Raw genomic sequence first — 18,861 nt, 5'->3', positions numbered from 1 at the left:
CCCGCGTTATCGTTAGTATTGTGCGACACCGCCGTCCACGGCAAGTTCCACGCCACTAATGTAGCCGCTGTCATCGGTTGCGAGGAACAGCGCGGTCTTGCCCATATCATCCGGGGTGCCCATACGGCCCAGCGGAATGGTACCAGCAATTCCTTCATATGCTTCCGCCGGGATCAGCCCGGACAGTCCCGGCGTCAAAGTGTGTCCGGGACTCAGGACATTGATCCTGAATCTGCGTTCCTTAGTATCGATGATCCAGCCACGAACAAGGCTGCGGACAGCCGCTTTTGTCGAGGAATAGACGGACATGCTTGGGATACCCTTCGAGGCAGCGATCGACCCCGTCAGAATGATCGAGGCACCGTCCTGCAGGACCGGCAGGGCCTTCTGGAAGGCGAAGAGAAGACCCCGGACGTTGGTATTGTAGGTTTTGTCGAAATGCTCCTCGGTGATTTCGCCGAGCTTCATGAATTCATAGAAACCGGCATTGAGAACCAGAACATCGATATGACCGCTATTCTTCTTCACAATCTCATATAGTTTATCCAAGTCCGCGAGCTTCGACGCATCAGCCTGGACGGCAATAGCGCCGTGACCGATTTCGGCAGCAGCCTTGTCTAGCTCGTTTTGCCTGCGGCCAGTGATGTAAACGAGCGCACCCTCTTCAGCGAATTGCTTTGCAATGCCGAGCCCGATGCCTGCGCTGCCGCCGGTCACGACGGCGACCTTGCCATTCAATTTTTTGCCCATAGAAATGATCTTTCAATTTGGTTGGTTTGACCCGCTTGGAGCCGAGCTGCCTGGGCGGATTTGGCACCCGATCGGGCGGCCCGACGCTCAGATAAAACCATTGAGAACGACGGAGTAGCGGTCAAACTCGACTATGAATTATTCCAAGAAGGAATGCTTCTGGTGCCGACCGATATTGTTCCTCCACAACTGTTGTAGAGTAGCTTCGGGAGTTTGTGACGTGTCAAGTTAGGGCTAGAGCCACAAGCGACCGAGGTATTAAAGTTTCGGGGTGTGCCGCTCGCGGCGTCGTCGGCATCGTTAAACATTTCTGTGAACGAGGCCGAGATAACGACGTCGCGACGCGAAACCGGGGCCGCTTTGGGCAATGACGCGACCCAGGCGTAGGTCGCAATTGTGCGACTTCAATCTTGACGTTCGTAGGCTCTCCAGCGAGTTCCGAACGTTGCTGCAGACTGGCGCAATCGAGCAGTATCCTGACATCCCTTCGGAGGTCGACTTGGGGTTGGCGTCGGCCTCTGTCAGGGCTTCACGAACCGATATGCAAAGCGATCAATCTTACCCTTGATCGAGGGATCGAACACCTTGATTGAGTGCTGATCGTCCTTATTCGCGAGAAGGGTGCTTTCCGCGTCCAGTGCGAAGCCGGCAGCCTCCACCTCCTCGCGCACGGAGGCAGGGTCGATGCGATGCAATGACTGGGCATCACCTGTGCCGGCTCCGGCGGCGGCGGCGTGATCGACGATGACATAGGACCCGCCGGGCTTCAGCCGCTCGTAGACGGCACGATTGAAGGCGGCCGCTGTCGCGCCCCTGGCCTGCATCAGCGCGGTGTGGAGATCGTGGTAGAACAGGTGCAGCCACAGGACATCCGCTGGCTGCGTGACCTCCGGCATTGCCACGAGGTCCGCTGAGACGGCTTCGACGTTTTCCCGGCCTGGCTCTTGTGCGAGCGTTCGCATGAGGCCGACCGGATCGTTCTTGAAGTGCGCGACTTCGGCCGGCACGAAGCTGGTGACTCGACCTTCGGGTCCGACGATGTCGGAGAACAGGCGCGTCCAGTCGCCGTCGCCTGGATAAACGTCGATGACGTTGGCACCCGCATCAATACGGGCGAACCGGATCAATTCGGATAGTTTGGATTGGTCGTACATTGGGATCTCCTTTACGGTTGAGTATTCGACGAGCGCGCGGCGTGCGAGGCTGCGATCCATGGCTCATTCACCTTCGATGCCGGACGGAGGGCCTCAGTCGGCCAGCGCTACACCTGCCCGGACGCGCCCATCTGCGCGGCGCGCGCCAGCGCTTGCGTGTCGATGTATTCCCGGATGTTGGTCAATCTGCCGTCCCGGACCGTGATGGCGAAGACCCAGTCGTCCTCGAACGTCTTGTTCGTGGCTTTGATCTTTCCCTTCGCGAAGCCGACGACCAGAACCCGGTCTCCTTGCGCTACGAACTCCCGGGGTTCCGTGGACGTTTCTATCGACTTGGATGCGGTCTCGAGCAAATTCGCAAGTCCCGCGTGTCCGCGGTGCGTTCCGGCCAGCGGCCAGTCCTTGCCCGGAATGATCCACTCGATGTCTTCGGCGACCAGCGCCAGCAGAGCCACCCTGTCGCCGCGGCCGATCGCGGCGAAGAAGTCCTTCACGGTCTGGATGTTCTTCTCAATGCCCATGGCATCTTCTCCATTTTCTGCCGATCGGATCGCGCTCGATCCGATCGGGTGCGTCGTGTCGCTGCTGATGGGGATGTCCTGTTCGTCAGTCGAACTTGACCAAGTCCTTGAAGATCAGCCGGCCCCAACTATTTCCGCGCGCCTGCACAAGCAGTCCGCCTTCAGAAAGCCCGCCAAGTTCGATCGGCGCGAAACCGAGATTTTTCGCGAGCGCACCAATCTCCGCTGCGGCAGCGTCATCGTCGCTCGCCAGAAACACCACTCTCCTGCCACCCTTTACGGCGGGATCCTGGTCAAGCGTGGCAGCGATCAAATGGTTGAAGCCCTTGACGAGTCTCGCACCGAAAAAAGCCTGTGCGATGAACCTGGAAGACGGCTGTCCTTCCAGTTCCTCCGGGGGCACGCCGTAGGCATTGGTCACATCGACGATTGTCTTCCCCTGCCAGATGGGAAGCGTCTTCGCGACATCCTGGTGCGACTCGAAACGGACAGCCAAAAAAATGATGTCCGCCTTGACGGCTTCCGCCAGTTTTTTGGGAATGATCGTAGGGCCGATCGCAGCCGCATCGGACGCAAAGCTTTCCGGGTCGCGCGTGGTTGCAACGGAAACTTCGATGCCGTTTCGGGCAAACGCCTTGGCAATAGCCTGGCCGATATTGCCGAATCCTATAATTGAGTAGCTCATAATGCTTCTCCGATCCTGTGTTAAAGCTGGGTCAGACTTGCGCCCAACCACCATCGACGGCGAGATCTATACCGGTGATGTAGGAGCTTTCATTGGAGGCGAGGAACGTGAGCGCAGCCGCGATTTCCTCTGGCTTGCCCCTGCGACCCATTGGGATCTGTGCAGCAAACTGGGCGACCGCCTCCTCGGCTTGCTCAGCGGTGAGGCCGGTCGTTGTCGCCAAGGCGGGAGTCTCGATCGCGCCGGGGCTCATCGTATTGACGCGGATATTGCGGTCCTTCAGCTCTTGGGTCCAAGACCGCGAGAAGCTGCGAACAGCCGCCTTGCTTGCTGCGTAGGCGCTGAACGCTGGCAGCCCCATCACATTAGAGACCGAAGAGTTCAGAATGATCGATCCGCCGTCTTTGAAGATGGGAAGGGCCTTCTGCACCGTAAAGAACAGACCCTTCACGTTCACATCGAAGGTCTGGTCAAAATGGGCCTCAGTAGCTGCCGCGAGCGGCGCGACCGTACCTGCGCCCGCGTTTGCGAAGAGAATGTCGATGTGACCATGTTTCTCCTTCACGGTGGCGTAGAGCCGGTCCAGATCTTCCAAGCACGAGACGTCGCCGACGACTGTTGTCACGTTTTTCCCGATAAGGGCCGCGGCCTCTTGTAAGGCTTTCTCGCGTCGCCCAATGATCACGACCTGCGCACCTTCCTCCACGAAGCGCTTGGCGGTGGCCAAGCCGATCCCGCTGCTTCCGCCCGTGATGACTGCGATCTTACCTTCGAGTGCTTTCATAATCTTTTGTCCTTCGTTGTGCGTTAGTTAGGCACGGAACCGCGCCGGGGTCAGAGTTGCGCCAGGCCGCCGTCGACGGCGACCTCGCTGGCGGTCATGAAGCTGCTGTCCGACGACGCGAGAAAGGCGGCCACCGCCCCGATCTCCGCGGGATCGGCCATACGCTGGAGTGGAGTCATCGCGCCGTAGGCCTTCTGTCCTTCCTCACCCAGCGCCTCCTTCGCGAGTTCGGTCGCCGTCGCCCCGGGTGACAGCACGTTGATCCGGATGCCGGTGCCCTTCAGGTCCTCTGCCCAGGTCCGCGCGAGATTGCGCACTGCGGCCTTGCTCGCGCTGTAGGCAGTGAATCCCGGGGCTCCCGTGGTGCCGGCACTCGATCCGGTCAGGATGATCGAACCGCCTGAGCCTATCAGCGGCAGCGCCTTCTGGACCGTGAAGATCGTGCCCTTCACATTGGTGTCGAAGGTCTCATCAATGTGCTCGGCGGTGATTTTGCCGAGCGGAAGCGGGCTTCCGGCCCCGGCATTGGCAAAGACGATGTCGAGCGTTCCGCGCTCTGCCTTCACCGCGTCGTACAGGCGATCAAGGTCGGCCTCATCCGAGACCGAGCCCTTTACCGCCTGAGCATTGGGCCCGAGGTCCGCCACAGCGGCGTCAAGTGCCTCCTGCCGGCGGCCGAAGATGAAGACGAAGGCGCCCTCGTCGATAAAGCGCTTGGCTGCGGCGCGGCCGATGCCGGTAGCGCCGCCGGTGATCACGGCGGTCTTTCCATTCAGTCTGTTCATGTCATGCGTCCTTCGTTTCGCCGTCACATGTCTTCGGCTGTACGGGGAGGTCCCCCGAGAACTCCGATATGGGTTCGCCGAAGTCGGGCGGTGAGTGCGCAATCACGCACATGGGTGGTGCAAAAACGATCCATCCGGATGACTATGCGCCGCAACACTCGCGCACATTGCGGCTCAGTGTGCTAGAACGGGCTTCGGAAGCCGCGCCACGCGGCGCGGGAATGCACCATGATCGACTGGGACGACGTTCGCTATTTTCTTGCCGCCGCACGCGGAGGCTCATTGCGGGCTGCCGCCAAGCGCCTCGGGGTGAACCACGCGACGGTGCTGCGACGCATCGCCCAGCTCGAGGAACGCCTCGGGGCGCAGATGTTCGAAAAGCTGCCTTCGGGCTACCGCCTGACGGCCGCGGGCGAGGAGGTTCTGGAGTTCGCGAACCAGATGGAAGCCTCGTCGCACCAACTGGAGACGCGCGTCCTCGGGCGCGATCAAAGCGTACGCGGGCTTCTGCGGGTGACGCTGCCCCCGTTTCTTGCGACACACCTGCTCATGCCGGATATTGCCGATTTTGCCCGTCTGCATCCAGACATTGAGATGGAAATCGTATCGACCGGCGAGGTCGTGAATCTGACCAACCGGGAGGCGGATGTGGCGATCCGGATGGTCTCCGATCGTAAGACCTTGCCGCTCAATCTTCATGGCCTGAAAGGTCCGGATCTGCTTGCGGGTGTTTATATGTCGCGCGAAAGACTGGCGGCGTGGCGTGCGGGTGCGCCGGATCCGATCCGGCCCATCGTCATCGGCGGTCAGGCTCTTCCGGACTGGGTCGACGAAGGGGAGGTTCGCGCTACAGGGGTTCCGTTCCGGACGCCGGACGCCGACGCGCAGATCGATGCGGCAAGGCAGGGGATAGGCATGACCAGACTGCCCTGTTTCGTCGGAGATGCCGATCACCTGCTGGCGAAAGTTCCAGGGATCGATCTGAAATCACCTGCGACGATCTGGCTTCTCACGCAGGGGGAGACACGCAAGACGAAGCGCGTGAGGCTGTTCACAGAGTTCATATCCCATCGACTTGCTGCGTACGCTCCGCGCCTCGCCGGGCGACCCATATCGCGCGGCTGACGTCCAGTGCCAAACGCCGCAAATAGGCAAGGGAAATTGCTGTTGGAGATTGGCGTTCCCAAGGGACGGGCTGCGGAGTGGCCGCTCTCCGTGAAATCGAAACGCATGGCGGACCGTCCGCTCCCGTGAAGAGTTTCGGGCGCCGGCAGGCGTACGAAAGTCCCCGAGGAAGGAACCCGCGGGCCACAGTTGAAGGCTATGGAGATTTCAATCTGCGGCTCATATCCGCGCTCGCAGGATCTCAGCCAGTGAGCGGGATTATGGACACTGACAGGCCGCTTCGTTGTACGTATGCGTGGTCTTTCTGGCCTGTCACTACTTTCGTCACGACCCTGTCGGCGGCGATGATCACCACGGACGCATGTGGGTCGGTTGCCGGAGGCGTGATGCCTGCGGCTGAAGTCTTGACCATGCCATGCCGGGTCATGAAGCCGTCTCCCGGTTCGTCGCCGGCGCATCCGGCGGCCCGCGCGGCTGCCTCCAGCGTTCAAACAAGCTGATCGGCTTCATTGCGTGTTGGCCAGGGAATAACCAGCCGTCGCGATGCATCACACCCTGCTGCCGCCCCACCTTCCACCACTGGCGCAGCAGAGTGAGCAGGTCCTCCGAAAGCATCGCACTGCGATAGCGCCCGCCCTTGCCACGCTCGACGCGCGGCAGCATCCGCTCGCTGTCGACGTCGGCGACCTTCAGCATGGAGACCTCCGCAACACGTAGGCCGGCGCCATAGGCGACCGACAATGCTGCCTGGTGCTTGAGGCGGGTGGTGGCATTGAGCAACCGGGCAACCTCGTCGCGGCTCAGTACCACAGGCAGGTCACGCGGATGCGCCAGCCGGACGAGCCTGCGCGCCAGATCCGGGCGGTCGGGGGTCTGGGTGAAGAAGAAGCGTAGCGCCGACACGATGCTGTTCATCGTCGGAACGGGAACGCCATCCTCCTGCTGCTGGATCTGGAGCCGGCGCAGGTCGTCGGCGGTCGCCGTGTCTGGTGAACGCCCGAGGAAGGACGCCAGGCGTCCGATGTCGCGGAGATAGTTGCGCTGCGTTTCGCGTGAAACGCCGCATGTTCATGTCATCGATCAACCGCTGGCGTAGCGGGCTGACGCGCGTGTCGAGATGGGGGTGCTGCATGGTCCAGGCTCCTTTTTGAAGAAGCTCGTCATGCTCCGCCCTTGCCGGACGACGTTCAATCCAGGCGCAACCTCAACCGCAGACGCCCTCCCGCGCAGCGGGTTCGTTCTCCGGCCCCAAATCGGTCATTCCATCGAGGTCATGCCGATGTGTGCTTTTGAAAATTGGTGGCGGAGGCCTGTTTTTAACAACAGGGTCGTCGGTTCGATTCCATTCAAGGCGGCCAAGCCGAAGGGGCCGACCGGGGTGACAATTTCGCGCCGGCTCGCCGAGCAGACGCTCGGTAAAACTCGATTTTCAAGTTTTTCCGCGAGTGAGGATTATCACCAGCGTCCACGAAATTTCGCCATTGATTGTCTTTCGAGGAAAAGTCTGTGCAAGCGACGCTGGAACTAACGGCCGATGGTCATGTTATCCATTCGTGCTCCATCGCGACAAGGGCGCTCCATCAAGAACACTAGCTTGATGATGCTGCGAGCGATCACGCCCTGGAGGGTAGTACGATGGACGATAATGAGAAAAAAGAAGGCACTGCGGGCGTTGTGCCGTTATGCCTACGGCTCGGCGTCGTCCCGCCAGAGCGTGAGGGTCAGGCAACCTTAACGGCCCCACCAAGAAGAGATCGTAAATGCCTACCGCGCCGGCCGAATGGACGAGGTGCAGTTTCAGAGGTATTTGACCGACGATCCTATTCTCGCCGAGTATGTTCGCCGCATCGCGCACCCGCGAGACGATCTGCGACCTCCGGATGGGGCACGTGACAAGCGTCGCGATAGATAGCGCAGGTAACAACCGCCATTCCGCTACTCGGCTGCAAGATTGGATGCGCGCCACAGTTTCGTAACCCCGATCATCTGGCGCTGATCGCTCTCCAGCACCGTCAGAGTCCGATAGTCCGGTTCCGCGCCGAGACCGTCGATACCTGGACGACGGTGATGCGACAGTGAATGGTCTGGCCCAATGGAACGCGCCCGGAACTAGCGGGTCGACCGGCCTTCGCGTTCCAGCATCCACAGATAACGTGTCGTCATGCTCCGGGCTTACGCCGACAGTCGGACCCGTACAAGGCCGTCTCGACGGCTTCCACAAGCTGCTCAGGCGAGGCCGGCTTCATCAAAAGATGACCTTCTGCGAACGCGGGTTCCAGCTCGGAAGCGGATTCGGTCTCGCCCGAATAGACAATGAACGGAATGTCGCAATTGACGAGATGCCGCGCGACGGCAGTGCAGACGCCGTCCGAGAGGCGAGGGTCGACGATTGCGGCGGACGGCGAGTTTTCCTTCAGCCAGGAAACGGCGCCCGAACCGGTCGAGAGCGTTACGAAGCTGCGCTGGCCACATCCCTCCAGAACTGTCTCGATATCGAGCGCGATGAACGGTTCGTCTTCAAGGATGAGGATCGTAGGCATATTTCTCCTTCTGGGGCAGCGCAAGATTATCGAAAACGACCGTGCCTGTCACGTCCGACTGAAGTCCGAAGATCCGTCCGGAGTGGCCGTCAATCAAAACTTCGTGGGTATCCACTGCTTAATTTAGCATTTTCTCAACTATCCGTCGTTGACTTTAGTTGTCGGTGAATCATGTCGCTTACAGAAGTAGGGAGAGGCGGCTCCATGCAGAAACCAGTCCTGGTAGTGGAGGATGAACCGCTCATTCGCTTCGTCACTTACGTGGTCTGTCAGCGGGCTCCGAAGAAAGGGATTCGACTGCGCCCACTGCAGCACCACCTGCCGCTCCTGTTACCGTCGACGACTGCGCACAGGCCAACGTCATGCCAACAACGGCAATACCCTTTGATATTCATCTGTTTCCTCCTTTGATGCGGTTGGTTCCGCGGGGGGCAAACCGTAAAACAGAGGAACTATTTGAGGACTTCATACCGGGCTATCGCACCTTAGTCCCAGCCCGTCTAAATCCCGTCGGCTACTGCATGGGGAAACGGCTTAGCATCCGGTCCTGGACGTTCTCCTGGCCGACGATCATCGCCGCAAGCGAGATGGCTTTATCACGGTCCGCGGCGTTCGTTATGTAGCCTTCGAGCAGGACCACAGGGCCGAGCATCCTGATCTCGATGGCACTGCTGTCGATATCCTGAGCGGCGGAAAGGGTCGCTTTGATCGTCGCCATGGTCGAGGCCGAACTATGGCCCTGGGAGCAGCACTCTTGGTGGCTGGCATTGTCGGAACCGAACTTCATATCGTCCTCCTGGTCGTTGCCCTCCACGAACCGTCATATTACCTCAGAACCTAATATGAGAAGCGGGCTATGGAGTCGCCAGTCCGACTTAGGTCCGTCTTCCCCTCGGCGCGATCCAGCTTAGATTTTCCTCATCCTTGTTAAAAGGACACCAGGGAGGTTTTAGCAATGTTGCCGTCTCCAGTCAGAACCTCCCTGGTGAAGCTTTGTCGAGAGGTTAAGGGACACCTGGTGGAGCACCACCGCCCCACGGTCGGTCATTGCGGGCGAGCGTCCACTCTTTTTATTCGTCCATGGAAAACCGATCACAGATCAGGGCGGCGCGCGTGGGAGCGGAACATCGGTTACGCTGTGTTGGCGTCGCTGGATGCATTAAGTCCCCTCTAAGCTGATCGGACGTTCGCCCTTGATGTCAGGAGACGATGCCCCAAATGGACGAAGCCTGGGCGGCCGCTATGGTAGGGCGCCTAGGGACGCTCAAGGCCAAACCCTTTGAAACGCTTCCCCGAGCAAACCGCTCCCCAGCGCAGCCGGTCTGAGCGCAGGTCGACGGCCGGCGCCCTCAAGCAGTGATTATTCGCTTCCCACTTCCGTTGTACAAATCGATAATGGCCGTGCGGGCAAGAGGCCGCGAGATTAGGAAACCTTGGAGGCTGTCGCACCCAAGGGCCACTAAGGCATCGCTCTGCTCGTCCGTTTCCACCCCTTCAGCCGTGGTCTTAAGACCTTTCGCTCGGGCCATATTGATCATCGCTTCGATCAGCGGCCTGCTCTCTCCTTGAACTGCATCGATGAAGGATTTGTCGATCTTGATCCTGTCGATCATGAGATTCTGCACTCTCGAGAAGGAGGAGTATCCGGTTCCGAAGTCGTCGATGGCGATCCGCACCCCCGCATTTCGGAGAATAGCAATGTTCCGATCGCTATGTCCTTCTCCACCCAAAGCCAAAGACTCCGTGATTTCTATCTCCAGTCTCTTTGGATCGATGTTCCATTTCGCCAACCTGGACAAGACACGAAGAGGATAGCCGTCGGAACAGAGCTCCAGCGCCGACGCGTTGATTGCCATAGAGATTGAAGGGAGATCCGCCATGACACCGCAGGCGTCCTCGAGCACGATGGCGCCGACCTCTTGGATAAGGCCGATTTCCTCGGCAATGGGGATGAAGATGTCGGGAGCGATAAGGCCTTCCTCGGGATGCTTCCAGCGGGCAAGCGCTTCCATCGACGACAATCCCTTGTGCTCCGCTGAATATACCGGCTGATAAAAGGCCTCGATCTGAGACCTGGTCTCCAGCGCCAGCCGGAGGTCGTGTTCAAGCTTCCGACGCCTGCGCAGGAGTTCGTCCATATGGTTTCCGAAGATCGCGAAGGTGTTCCGACCCGCAGCCTTTGCGTGATAGAGAGCTATGTCGGCCTGACGGGTGAGTTCCGACGGGTCCGCTCGGCCGGCAACAAGCGCAGCTCCGACACTTGCACCAATGACGATATGGGCGCCATCGATCTCGAAAGGCTCTCGCAAACGCTGCACGATCCGCGCGCAAGCAGCATCGGCCACTTGACCGTCGACTTGTTCGAGCAGGACGGTGAATTCGTCCCCTCCGATGCGGCCGATCAGCGCCGCCGGCATGATCTCATTCATGCGCTGGGCCACGAGCGAGATGAGCTTGTCTCCCGTCGGGTGCCCAAAAGTATCGTTGACCGCTTTGAACCGGTCGAGGTCTATGAACAGCACGCAGTGGCTCTGGTCCTGGGAAGCCGCCCCAAGCCGGGCGGCGAGTTCGGTGCTGAAATGAGCTCGGTTTGAAAGACCGGTCAGAGGATCGCACGAGGCGAGATGCTGGAGCTCCTCACGACTCGAGGCGAGCCGTGCTGAACGTCTCCAGATCGCACGCCCGAACAGGTTCGCCGCGGCGAAAATGGCAACCGCCGCCAGGCCGACCGCCGGCAGGGTCGCTTCCATCATGCTCGCACCTGGGCGAAATGGGCGCCAGGTGAAGTAGCCGACAGTGGCGCCCGAACGAGACGTCAAGGGAACGAAAGAGTGCTCCGCATCCGTCGGAGCGTCATCCGAGAACTGCATTTCAGAAAACTGATAGTCCTTTCCGATCTCCGATACGAAACTTTGATCGAGGAACCTCACAGCCACCTGGAGATTTTGCCCCCCCGGCTGTTGCTCGATGTCGCCGGTGTCTGAGACGATTGGCTTTACGCTCACGACCGCCGGTCGCCGCCCTACATATGTGAGGTCGCTTTCGCCGATTGAGAGCACCCGGTCCGTGATCCCTTCAGCGTCGCTGGCAGCAAGTCGTTTCTGCAATGCATCCGCCAGCGGCAGATAAGCGACGCGCAGATCATCCGGCTTCAAAGCGTTATCCGAGGCCGCAATGAACTCGTAGATCGGGTTTCGATCGGAGGAAAGAACGACAGCGACGTCATGCCCGAAGTAGGTATGCATCCAATCGCCGAGGTTTGACCGAAGCCATTCCACATCCCGCGCATCAGTTTTTCGAACCGCGTCGTCCCAGACCGTCGCGCTTTCCTGATCATGAGCAACGCTAGCCTGCATCTTCGAGACGATCAGTGTGACGAGATCCCGCTGGCGAGCCTCCGCGACCATATCGGTCTGCGCTGCGGCCCATTGGAGGGTGCCAAAAAGGACGCACCCTATGATCAATGACGTGGCTGCCGGGAGAACCCATTTCAAAACCCACTGCGACCGCGCCTGCCGATTCATCTGCATTACGTCCTTCTATGTGCGTAGAGCGTAAAACAGGGAACGTTAAAGCACACGGAAGGGGATTGGTTAGCACTTCCTTTCAGATAACCTTTGTCCGCTGCGGCTGACATATCTACTCCCTTCCACCAAAGTAGAGGGGCTACCGTCGGACCAAAGTCCGTTTGCGCTCACAGAACAAAGCTAGATTGCATTCGTGTTGAAGGCGATCTTCCAACGTCGAAGGCGGCTGGATTTTGCCCGCTTCGAATTGAATGTAGAAGAACGGCAGAAATCAATTACGCGGTCCCCTCTGTACGAAAGTATCTTTGTCGTTGACGTGGCGAGAGATCTACAATGCTTTCATGTGCAGGGAAGGTTCGACGAGGGATCTTTAATCCCGACCGCCCTTTGGTCTCAGTGATCATTCCGGCCTTCAACGCTTCCACCTATATTGAGCGCACCCTTCGGTCCGCTATGCGCCAAACCTACGCCGCCCTGGAGATTATCGTTGTCAACGACGGTTCCACGGACGACACGGCAAAACTCGTCGAGCAGATAGCGACGTCAGACTCACGAATCCGCCTCCTGTCCACCCCCAACCGCGGTGTCGCCGCCGCAAGGAATACTGGGATCGAGGCGTCATCACGTCGATTCGTGGCATTCCTTGATGCGGACGATCTCTGGCACCCAACGAAAATCGAAAAGCAGGTGAACGCTCTCAACCGGCTGTCCTCGCACTGGGCTGCGGTCTACACGCTGCATTACATCATCAACGAGGACGACGAGATCATTCGCCCTGGCAGTTCCGATGTTGCAAGAGGATACATCTATGCCCGGCATCTGAATGTTAAGTATATAGGGAATGGAAGCGCGCTTCTCGTCCGGCGTGACGTCGCGCTTGCGATAGGTGGGTTTGATAGCTCGTATGCAGCAGCCGGCATTGGCTGCGAAGACCTCGATTTCGAGCTCAAGCTAGCCGCGCGCTACTTCATCGAAGTCATTCCCGAACGGCTGGTGGGATATCGAAAGCATCCAGGCAGCATGTCTTCCGATCACCTGCGAATGGGCAAAAGTGCTCTGGAAGTCGTCCGGCGTTCGCTGGCCGCAAATCCGCAAGTCTCCCGATACGCGATCGGAAGTGCAATCGACGCCACGCAGAAATATGCGTTTTGGGAATTCCGACAAGCTCGGAACGTATCTGTCACTCGTGACCATTGGGGTGATTTTCCGAAGCGACCCGCGTTTCGTGGTTCGGCTTGTGCTCGAGAAGGGTCTGCGCCGAATACAACACTGTCTTCGTCTCGGGACGACCACAGCAAACCGTGAAGATCAGCCGCGAATGAAGAGGTTGAATTCGACGATCATATTGCTCCTTCGCGTCTCGAATGCCCAAAGGAGACCCCGCGATTACGACGTCATCTGATACGGCTGGCTGCGGTGGATGCGAAGCTGAATTCAGCCCACGCTCGCCGAGCGAACAGCACCTGATGCGGACGGAGGAGGATGATAGAGGAATCGCGGGCCTTGGAAGCAGGCCCGCGATGCTTTCAATTTATTTGATGACCTCAATCACCGTGCGGGTCTTCGGATTGACGAGCACACGTTTTTTGTTGACGACTACATAACCGTAATCAGGTTGATCGGGAATCTTGTGGATCTCGACCGTGTCAGGAAATGCCGTACCGACTGCGACGTCACCTTCAAAGGTGACGGATGGCGTTTCCTGTTTTTCGACATAGGTCCTGACCTCGCCAGGAACGACGACCGTCGTCGTCTGCGCGAACGCCGCTCCCCCGAGTGACAGAAACAGCGATGCGGCAGAGATGACCAGTATTTTCATAATATCCTCCGATGTTTTTGAGTGTCCCGGTAAACTCCATCGATGAGGTTTAGTTCCTGCTCTACACGGAATGCCTGCGGGCCAATAGGAGACGATAGCCTCTCCATCATGCTGCACGAGCTCATGACGAATACGACAAAAAACGCAGCTTTTCGGTTGACCGGAATAATTGAACGGAAGGCGCTGAGCATGGTACCGCGAGTGCGCTGGTTCGGCGGAGCCGGTTAGCGGTTCGTTCCCTTTCAAGGGCTCAAACGCGAGCGGTATCCTATTTCACAGCCGGCGTTCGCCCTCGACACGTCAGGGCGGCCCGCTATCCGCTCCAAGAGGAATATGCGACGCCCGGGATCGCGGCGTGAAGCATGGAGGATACCTCGAAAGAGCGGAAGACGGACGAGCCGATCCGGCGCTCTCTCTCGACCGGACGGGCTCAAACCCGCCCCGGGCCTATCTCTCACTCTTGCGCGGTCGGCGTCCGTTCCATTGCTCTGGCTTCCGGCGGAGGCGATGAGACGCCTTTTCATGACAATCATCCCCACGCTTTGATGAGTACGACCATGCAACATCCTGCTGTGATGGTCCTCGCAAGGGTGCGAGGCCACTTGAACCGAACGAGCTCTCCGATCAGGATATCGTCACGGCCATGCTTCTCCAGCCGCGTATGGCGTGGAATATCAAGTGCCACAGTGACCACGAATCCGACCAGACCGCAGGCAATATCGACGGCCGTGAGCCAGTTCGGCGCCGGCGGTCCGAGCCATGCCAGGAGCAGCGGCATCAGGAAGCTCGCAAAGCCCGGCAGGATGACTGGCAGCGGTATCCGGCGCGAATAGGATCGGTGGTAGGCGACATAGTCATCAACACCGACCTTCGCGAATAGCGGATAGATGACGAGCTGGGCGAACCAGAGCTGCGCCGATGACCAGGTGGCGACCGCGAAGGCCGCGACGGCAAAAGCCTGGGACGCTGTCATTGACCATCCTCCGGACCCGGCTTCTGCGCCCGGCTGCCGAGCGTGATTTGGCCGGCGTCCTTCAGGCTGATGCCCCGGGCCAGGGGGTCGGCATGGCGATGCGCCAGTAGCCAGCGGTCGGCGTCGCGCCGGAAAACGAGCGTCACGCGAAGTGTCCAGCCCTGCGCGGGTAGCGAGCCTACTGCGACATGCGCGTATTCGTTCGCGACGAGAACGATCATGTCATCCGATCGGTAAGAGGCGACCAGATCGAAGCGGGCGTCGCGCCCGCCTCGGAAAAAGCGACCTATCTGCTCCCAATGGGCGTCGGACTTGGGAGAGCCGGTGGGAGCGCCGCCGAAGGGGTCCATGAGAACGAAGTCCGGAGCGATGTGTATCGTGTGGCGATAGGCGGCGATGTCGCCGCGCATGAGGTGCGCATGGGCTTCGGCAGCTTGGGCAGAGACAGCCTCGATCTCCCGCGCGTCGTCCCTCGCGGAAGCATTGGGAGTCTCGGAAGTGAGCGCGAGCGCTGCCAGCAGGATCACGGCAAAGGTAGATGTCATGTCAGGGGCCTTTCGCTGGAAAGCGGTCAGCGCGACCGCCTTAGCAAGACATTGCCGCTTGGAGCGTGATGAATGAAGTGATATGATTTCACTAATATGTTGCACGAAATCGATCTCTCTCGCGCTGACCTCAACCTGCTGGTGCTGTTCGAAGCCGTCTACGCCGAGCGTCACGTCGGCCGGGCTGCGGCCCGGCTGAACCTCTCGACCTCGGCGGTCAGCCATGGGCTGGGCCGGCTGCGTCGCCTGCTCAACGACCCGCTGTTCCTGAAGACGCCCAAGGGCGTCGTGCCGACCGAGCGCGCCGAAGCGCTTGCGCCCGGCATCAACGAAGCCTTGCGCCAAGTCCGTTCGGTCGTGGCCCGCGCCGAGCCGTTCGATCCCGCGACGACGCGGCGGCGCATGGTGATCGGTGCGCCGGATGGGGTCTCCGCGGTCTTCCTGGACCGCTTGATGCTCGACATTGCTCGCTTCGCTCCAGGTCTCGACCTCGGCATCCGCCAACTGTTGCCGCTCGCCGAAGACGAAGCCGGAAGCCCTTGGCGCGGCGCGTTTCGCGACCTCGAAACCCGCGGGGTCGACATCGCCGTTATTCCTTCCGAAGAGGGGCCGCTGCGTTTCGAAAGCCGTGTCCTCTACCAGGAGGATTTCGTGCTGGTGCTGCGGCGGGACCATCCCTTCCTCGCACGTCCGACGATCGAGGGTTATTGCGGGATCGGCCATCTCGTCGTGTCGCACAGCGGCGATCCGCATGGCTTCGTCGATACGCTTCTCGCGCGCCATGGTCTGGCAAGGCGCGTAGCGCTGACAGTGCCGAACTTTATGTTCGCCTGCGCCATCGTCGGCGAGACCGACCTGATCTGCGCCGTGCCCAGGCGCTTTGCCGAACGGTTCGCGCCCGGGTTCGGGGTCGCCATGACGGAGCCGCTGTTGCCGCTCGGTGAATTCCGGCTCACCGCCTTCGTACCGCGCTCCGCGATGGCCGACGCCGGGCTGACATGGATGCTCGACAAGCTCGGGGCCGCTGCGCGAGGATCATCATTTGTCATGGCGGCGTCGGACCCGGCGTGACCTGTATGACGCAACTCTTCATGGACCTGACGAAGCCCGGTGCCAGTCAGCAGAACCGCGCAACCGGTTTCGCCCGGGTCAACGGTGAGTGGGAGGTGGCCGTCTGGTAATGATGGGATGCGAAATTGAGCGTGAAATCGCTAATTCCGCCCGAGTAACTTGCTTCCGCCAGCGCCAGAATGATATCCGCGTCCGATTCAGAATTGTGCACGAAGCCGATCACCTTGGGCATGTGCGCCACGACGTTGGTCACGCGGCGGAGTCCGATCTGGTTGCCCTCGATCGTGTCGCGAACGTCGCCGGCCTTCCGCTTTGTCATCGAACGAACTGCAACATGCTTTGAAATTACAATTCAAGTGCATGAGCCGATCATTTCACAAGGAACGATACGCCTTGAAGCTCACTTGAAGAGCGACCTGGATGGGCCGTTTCTTCGCAACCTAGGAGATGCTTTCGCAGCTAGTCCGAAGTTTTGGTAAGTTGAGCTCCCAAGAAGAATGTCGCCGCGTAGTCGCTCTGCGGGAGGCAGGCGTTCGAGGCTCAGAGCGGGAAGCCTGGCCTCCCAAGTTCTCCTCTGACGTCCAGGCCTTGCATACGCCTGTATCGGTGTGGCGGTAAGCCGTGTCACGATCGGTTTGACTGCGAGCGCGCAACGGACTAGTTGAAGCTCGATTCAGGCGAAGAGCGTCACCTCTGACGCAGTGGATGAGAGCGACTAGATCTATTTCCGATTGGGAACAAAGACGCGAAAGCGGTGGTCAGGCCCGGTCACGCTCGAATGCGTCGGCATAGAGTGCCTCGATCCGTTCGACCTCGGCGTCGTCCAGTGCAGCAAACTCCTTTGTGCGAGCTCTCTGCGACAGCCGGCCGTCGTTCTGGCCGAGGAACTTGTGTAGCAGTTCGGCTTGAGCGGTTGGCATGTCGATGAGCTGCTGGATCCCTTCGGAAAACGTATCGAACGCCTGCAGGAAGCGAACCTCTTGCGGTAGATCGTGTTCGACCGTCTGTTCGACGCAGGCATAGAGGAAGGTCGCATGCGCCGTGGCATCGAAATAGCGGTAGAAAGCGGCCGTGTCGTTTAGCACCTCCACATTGCCCGAGACCGTCGGACGCCATTCGATAAACGGAAGGAGCGGCGCCGACCAGGACTCCAATACCGCTCTGTACCGGTCGATGTTGCGCAAGATCACCGCGCTGACTGGAAACACGAGGCCGGGAGGACTGTAGGAAGCGGCGGCAAGCGCATGGTGGATAAGCCAGCGATGCAGGCGGCCGTTACCGTCCACGTAAGGGTGAATGTAGACGAAGCCGAATGCAAGACATGCCGCTGCTACGACGGGGTCCATCGCGCCCCGCGCGGCGCGGTCAGAGAATGCGATCAGGCCGCCCACCAGACTTTCCAGATCCTCATGCCGCGCGCTGATGTGATCGGGGATGGGCATGTTGGTGTCTCGGTCATGTACGCCGATGAAACCGCCTTCGTCCCGAAGACCGAGGCGCACGAAGCGTGCGTCTCCGATGACGATGCGCTGAAGGCGATCGAGTTCGTCGAGGCTGAGCGGACGCACGCCCGCTTGCGCGATGGCCTGGCCCCAGCGCGCTGCCCTTTGGCCTGATGGTCGCTCTCCTTCGATGGCGAAGGAGGACTTCGAATCGTTGAGCAGGATAAATGCAGCGGCTCGCGCTAGTAGATCGGGACGAACGCGACCCATCGCCTCGCGTGCCCGTTCACCGAGCGCCTTTTGGGAGAACGCGGCGAGATCCGGCGTCCGACGAACCAGGGGGCAGAATGCCGGCGTGCCCGGCAGATTGTTCGAGACCTTGTGCCGCGGAGATGGATCGCCTTCAGCCAGTGCATATTGCTGCTCCGGGTCGAGGATCGTCACCATCCGCACCTTCCCGGGATCGGGAATATCGAGCTGCCGATCGGTCAGCCACTCGTACAGGAACCAAAGGCGGCGCGCGAAAGCGCCAGTTGGCGTTGCCCGGATGATAGCCTCGATCTCGTCAGTCTCAATGATCTGGAACAGAGCCGATAAGACCTGGAGATCGACGCCTTCGTATCTGAAGGCAAAAACCAGATGAGAGCCAAGCTCGGGCTGTGGACGATACCGGGGCGTCAGCATCAACCACGCCTCGGTTGATGTCGGATGATGTCGCTCGGCTATCGCGGCCATCCGTATAGGCGGCGGCAAGATCAGATCGTAGCGTGCCATGATCGCGGCATAGCCAGCCGGTTCGCCGCGCTCAGGCAGCGGCCGTCCGTGAAAATCCCTCACACTCTGCGTAGGCCATTCACGCATCAGCGTCTCCGCGAAACTGGATCACTTGGTCTAGACCCGACTGTGAAAGTCCTTCACAGCTTGCGCAAAACTATCACCTCCTCTTCTTTTTGTGAACATTAATCACCAAGCCCGAGAGAAAGTCGGCGGTGGATAACGGAGGAGTGGCAAACAAGCTCTGTTTTGCTCGCCGCAGCATCCATTGGCTCCGTTTGGTCTTCGTGTTCCCCAGGATTTGGAGAACAGGGAATCATGGATCGCTCGGGCAGATCGAGCCTAAGCTGTTCATCGCCGTAGCGG

The 18,861-nt window shown here is 59.7% G+C and carries 16 protein-coding genes and 2 pseudogenes; 3 read left to right on the top strand and 15 right to left on the bottom strand.

Features of this window, described 5'->3' with window-relative positions:
- Nucleotides 1-12 precede the first annotated feature (12 nt).
- From U5G49_RS31635 to U5G49_RS31610, 6 genes are all read right to left on the bottom strand, one after another.
- The gene (locus U5G49_RS31635; RefSeq protein ID WP_193445443.1) at nucleotides 13-750 is read right to left on the bottom strand and encodes an SDR family NAD(P)-dependent oxidoreductase; all 738 of its coding nucleotides are present in this window, start codon (nucleotides 748-750) and stop codon (nucleotides 13-15) included.
- 521 nt (nucleotides 751-1,271) lie between these two features.
- Nucleotides 1,272-1,904 carry a class I SAM-dependent methyltransferase gene (locus U5G49_RS31630; RefSeq protein WP_193445448.1) on the bottom strand — a complete coding sequence of 211 codons (633 nt, stop codon included), beginning with the start codon at nucleotides 1,902-1,904 and terminating at the stop codon, nucleotides 1,272-1,274.
- Between the two features lie 107 nt (nucleotides 1,905-2,011).
- The gene (locus U5G49_RS31625) at nucleotides 2,012-2,425 is read right to left on the bottom strand and encodes a nuclear transport factor 2 family protein (RefSeq protein WP_193445442.1); all 414 of its coding nucleotides are present in this window, start codon (nucleotides 2,423-2,425) and stop codon (nucleotides 2,012-2,014) included.
- An 85-nt stretch (nucleotides 2,426-2,510) separates the two neighbouring features.
- On the bottom strand, nucleotides 2,511-3,110 hold the full coding sequence (locus U5G49_RS31620; protein WP_193445447.1) for an NADPH-dependent F420 reductase: 600 nt from the start codon (nucleotides 3,108-3,110) through the stop codon (nucleotides 2,511-2,513).
- Nucleotides 3,111-3,141: 31 nt separating this feature from the next.
- On the bottom strand, nucleotides 3,142-3,894 hold the full coding sequence (locus U5G49_RS31615; RefSeq protein ID WP_193445441.1) for an SDR family NAD(P)-dependent oxidoreductase: 753 nt from the start codon (nucleotides 3,892-3,894) through the stop codon (nucleotides 3,142-3,144).
- 50 nt (nucleotides 3,895-3,944) lie between these two features.
- Nucleotides 3,945-4,679: an SDR family NAD(P)-dependent oxidoreductase gene (locus tag U5G49_RS31610; RefSeq protein ID WP_193445440.1), complete on the bottom strand. Its 735-nt coding sequence runs from the start codon at nucleotides 4,677-4,679 to the stop codon at nucleotides 3,945-3,947.
- A 228-nt stretch (nucleotides 4,680-4,907) separates the two neighbouring features.
- On the opposite strand from U5G49_RS31610, the gene U5G49_RS31605 reads away from it, so the two are divergent.
- Nucleotides 4,908-5,804 (top strand): LysR family transcriptional regulator, encoded by an 897-nt coding sequence (locus U5G49_RS31605; protein WP_193445439.1) that lies wholly within the window; start codon nucleotides 4,908-4,910, stop codon nucleotides 5,802-5,804.
- A gap of 495 nt (nucleotides 5,805-6,299) precedes the next feature.
- On the opposite strand, the pseudogene U5G49_RS31600 reads toward U5G49_RS31605, so the two are convergent.
- The 4 genes and pseudogenes from U5G49_RS31600 to U5G49_RS31585 form a co-directional block, all read right to left on the bottom strand.
- Nucleotides 6,300-6,936 (bottom strand): annotated as a pseudogene (locus U5G49_RS31600) (tyrosine-type recombinase/integrase); the annotation flags it as partial.
- Nucleotides 6,937-7,963: 1,027 nt separating this feature from the next.
- On the bottom strand, nucleotides 7,964-8,344 hold the full coding sequence (locus U5G49_RS31595; protein ID WP_193445438.1) for a response regulator: 381 nt from the start codon (nucleotides 8,342-8,344) through the stop codon (nucleotides 7,964-7,966).
- Between the two features lie 514 nt (nucleotides 8,345-8,858).
- Nucleotides 8,859-9,131, bottom strand: coding sequence for a BON domain-containing protein (locus U5G49_RS31590; protein ID WP_193445437.1), 273 nt, complete (start codon nucleotides 9,129-9,131; stop codon nucleotides 8,859-8,861).
- Nucleotides 9,132-9,693: 562 nt separating this feature from the next.
- Nucleotides 9,694-11,868 carry a putative bifunctional diguanylate cyclase/phosphodiesterase gene (locus U5G49_RS31585; protein WP_193445446.1) on the bottom strand — a complete coding sequence of 725 codons (2,175 nt, stop codon included), beginning with the start codon at nucleotides 11,866-11,868 and terminating at the stop codon, nucleotides 9,694-9,696.
- A gap of 336 nt (nucleotides 11,869-12,204) precedes the next feature.
- Between U5G49_RS31585 and U5G49_RS31580 the strand changes: the two are divergent.
- A pseudogene (locus tag U5G49_RS31580) lies at nucleotides 12,205-13,338 on the top strand (glycosyltransferase family 2 protein).
- 64 nt (nucleotides 13,339-13,402) lie between these two features.
- On the opposite strand, the gene U5G49_RS31575 reads toward U5G49_RS31580, so the two are convergent.
- The 3 genes from U5G49_RS31575 to U5G49_RS31565 form a co-directional block, all read right to left on the bottom strand.
- Nucleotides 13,403-13,690 (bottom strand): DUF1236 domain-containing protein, encoded by a 288-nt coding sequence (locus U5G49_RS31575; RefSeq protein WP_193445436.1) that lies wholly within the window; start codon nucleotides 13,688-13,690, stop codon nucleotides 13,403-13,405.
- 529 nt (nucleotides 13,691-14,219) lie between these two features.
- Entirely contained in the window at nucleotides 14,220-14,663 is a 444-nt protein-coding gene (locus U5G49_RS31570; protein ID WP_193445435.1) for a hypothetical protein, read from the bottom strand.
- Complete coding sequence (locus U5G49_RS31565) at nucleotides 14,660-15,208, bottom strand: YybH family protein (protein WP_193445434.1); 549 nt, start codon at nucleotides 15,206-15,208, stop codon at nucleotides 14,660-14,662. Before U5G49_RS31565 ends, U5G49_RS31570 begins: the two co-directional genes overlap by 4 nt.
- 96 nt (nucleotides 15,209-15,304) lie before the next feature.
- On the opposite strand from U5G49_RS31565, the gene U5G49_RS31560 reads away from it, so the two are divergent.
- Nucleotides 15,305-16,279, top strand: coding sequence for a LysR family transcriptional regulator (locus tag U5G49_RS31560; protein WP_193445433.1), 975 nt, complete (start codon nucleotides 15,305-15,307; stop codon nucleotides 16,277-16,279).
- 46 nt (nucleotides 16,280-16,325) lie between these two features.
- Here U5G49_RS31560 and U5G49_RS31555 read toward each other — a convergent pair whose 3' ends face one another.
- Together U5G49_RS31555 and U5G49_RS31550 are read right to left on the bottom strand one after the other, a co-directional pair.
- Complete coding sequence (locus U5G49_RS31555; RefSeq protein ID WP_193445432.1) at nucleotides 16,326-16,598, bottom strand: hypothetical protein; 273 nt, start codon at nucleotides 16,596-16,598, stop codon at nucleotides 16,326-16,328.
- Between the two features lie 439 nt (nucleotides 16,599-17,037).
- A complete protein-coding gene (locus U5G49_RS31550) occupies nucleotides 17,038-18,582 on the bottom strand; it encodes a Fic family protein (protein WP_193445431.1) in 1,545 nt (514 codons plus the stop codon).
- Between the last annotated feature and the right edge of the window lie 279 nt (nucleotides 18,583-18,861).

Origin of the sequence: Rhizobium indigoferae (genome assembly GCF_034554815.1) — a bacterium.
GTDB lineage: Bacteria > Pseudomonadota > Alphaproteobacteria > Rhizobiales > Rhizobiaceae > Rhizobium > Rhizobium leguminosarum.
Note: the sequence above shows the minus strand (reverse complement) of the source record. Positions and strands in the feature narration are given on the sequence as shown.

Excerpts from the sequence above, each read along its gene's own strand:
- U5G49_RS31585 (WP_193445446.1), bottom strand. The coding sequence starts at position 11,868 with ATGAATCGGCAGGCGCGGTCGCAGTGGGTTTTGAAATGGGTTCTCCCG.
- U5G49_RS31620 (WP_193445447.1), bottom strand. The coding sequence starts at position 3,110 with ATGAGCTACTCAATTATAGGATTCGGCAATATCGGCCAGGCTATTGCC.
- U5G49_RS31630 (WP_193445448.1), bottom strand. The coding sequence starts at position 1,904 with ATGTACGACCAATCCAAACTATCCGAATTGATCCGGTTCGCCCGTATT.
- U5G49_RS31625 (WP_193445442.1), bottom strand. The coding sequence starts at position 2,425 with ATGGGCATTGAGAAGAACATCCAGACCGTGAAGGACTTCTTCGCCGCG.
- U5G49_RS31555 (WP_193445432.1), bottom strand. The coding sequence starts at position 16,598 with ATGACAAAGCGGAAGGCCGGCGACGTTCGCGACACGATCGAGGGCAAC.
- U5G49_RS31595 (WP_193445438.1), bottom strand. The coding sequence starts at position 8,344 with ATGCCTACGATCCTCATCCTTGAAGACGAACCGTTCATCGCGCTCGAT.
- U5G49_RS31615 (WP_193445441.1), bottom strand. The coding sequence starts at position 3,894 with ATGAAAGCACTCGAAGGTAAGATCGCAGTCATCACGGGCGGAAGCAGC.
- U5G49_RS31605 (WP_193445439.1), top strand. The coding sequence starts at position 4,908 with ATGATCGACTGGGACGACGTTCGCTATTTTCTTGCCGCCGCACGCGGA.
- U5G49_RS31570 (WP_193445435.1), bottom strand. The coding sequence starts at position 14,663 with ATGACAGCGTCCCAGGCTTTTGCCGTCGCGGCCTTCGCGGTCGCCACC.
- U5G49_RS31610 (WP_193445440.1), bottom strand. The coding sequence starts at position 4,679 with ATGAACAGACTGAATGGAAAGACCGCCGTGATCACCGGCGGCGCTACC.
- U5G49_RS31635 (WP_193445443.1), bottom strand. The coding sequence starts at position 750 with ATGGGCAAAAAATTGAATGGCAAGGTCGCCGTCGTGACCGGCGGCAGC.
- U5G49_RS31575 (WP_193445436.1), bottom strand. The coding sequence starts at position 13,690 with ATGAAAATACTGGTCATCTCTGCCGCATCGCTGTTTCTGTCACTCGGG.
- U5G49_RS31550 (WP_193445431.1), bottom strand. The coding sequence starts at position 18,582 with ATGCGTGAATGGCCTACGCAGAGTGTGAGGGATTTTCACGGACGGCCG.
- U5G49_RS31560 (WP_193445433.1), top strand. The coding sequence starts at position 15,305 with ATGTTGCACGAAATCGATCTCTCTCGCGCTGACCTCAACCTGCTGGTG.
- U5G49_RS31565 (WP_193445434.1), bottom strand. The coding sequence starts at position 15,208 with ATGACATCTACCTTTGCCGTGATCCTGCTGGCAGCGCTCGCGCTCACT.
- U5G49_RS31590 (WP_193445437.1), bottom strand. The coding sequence starts at position 9,131 with ATGAAGTTCGGTTCCGACAATGCCAGCCACCAAGAGTGCTGCTCCCAG.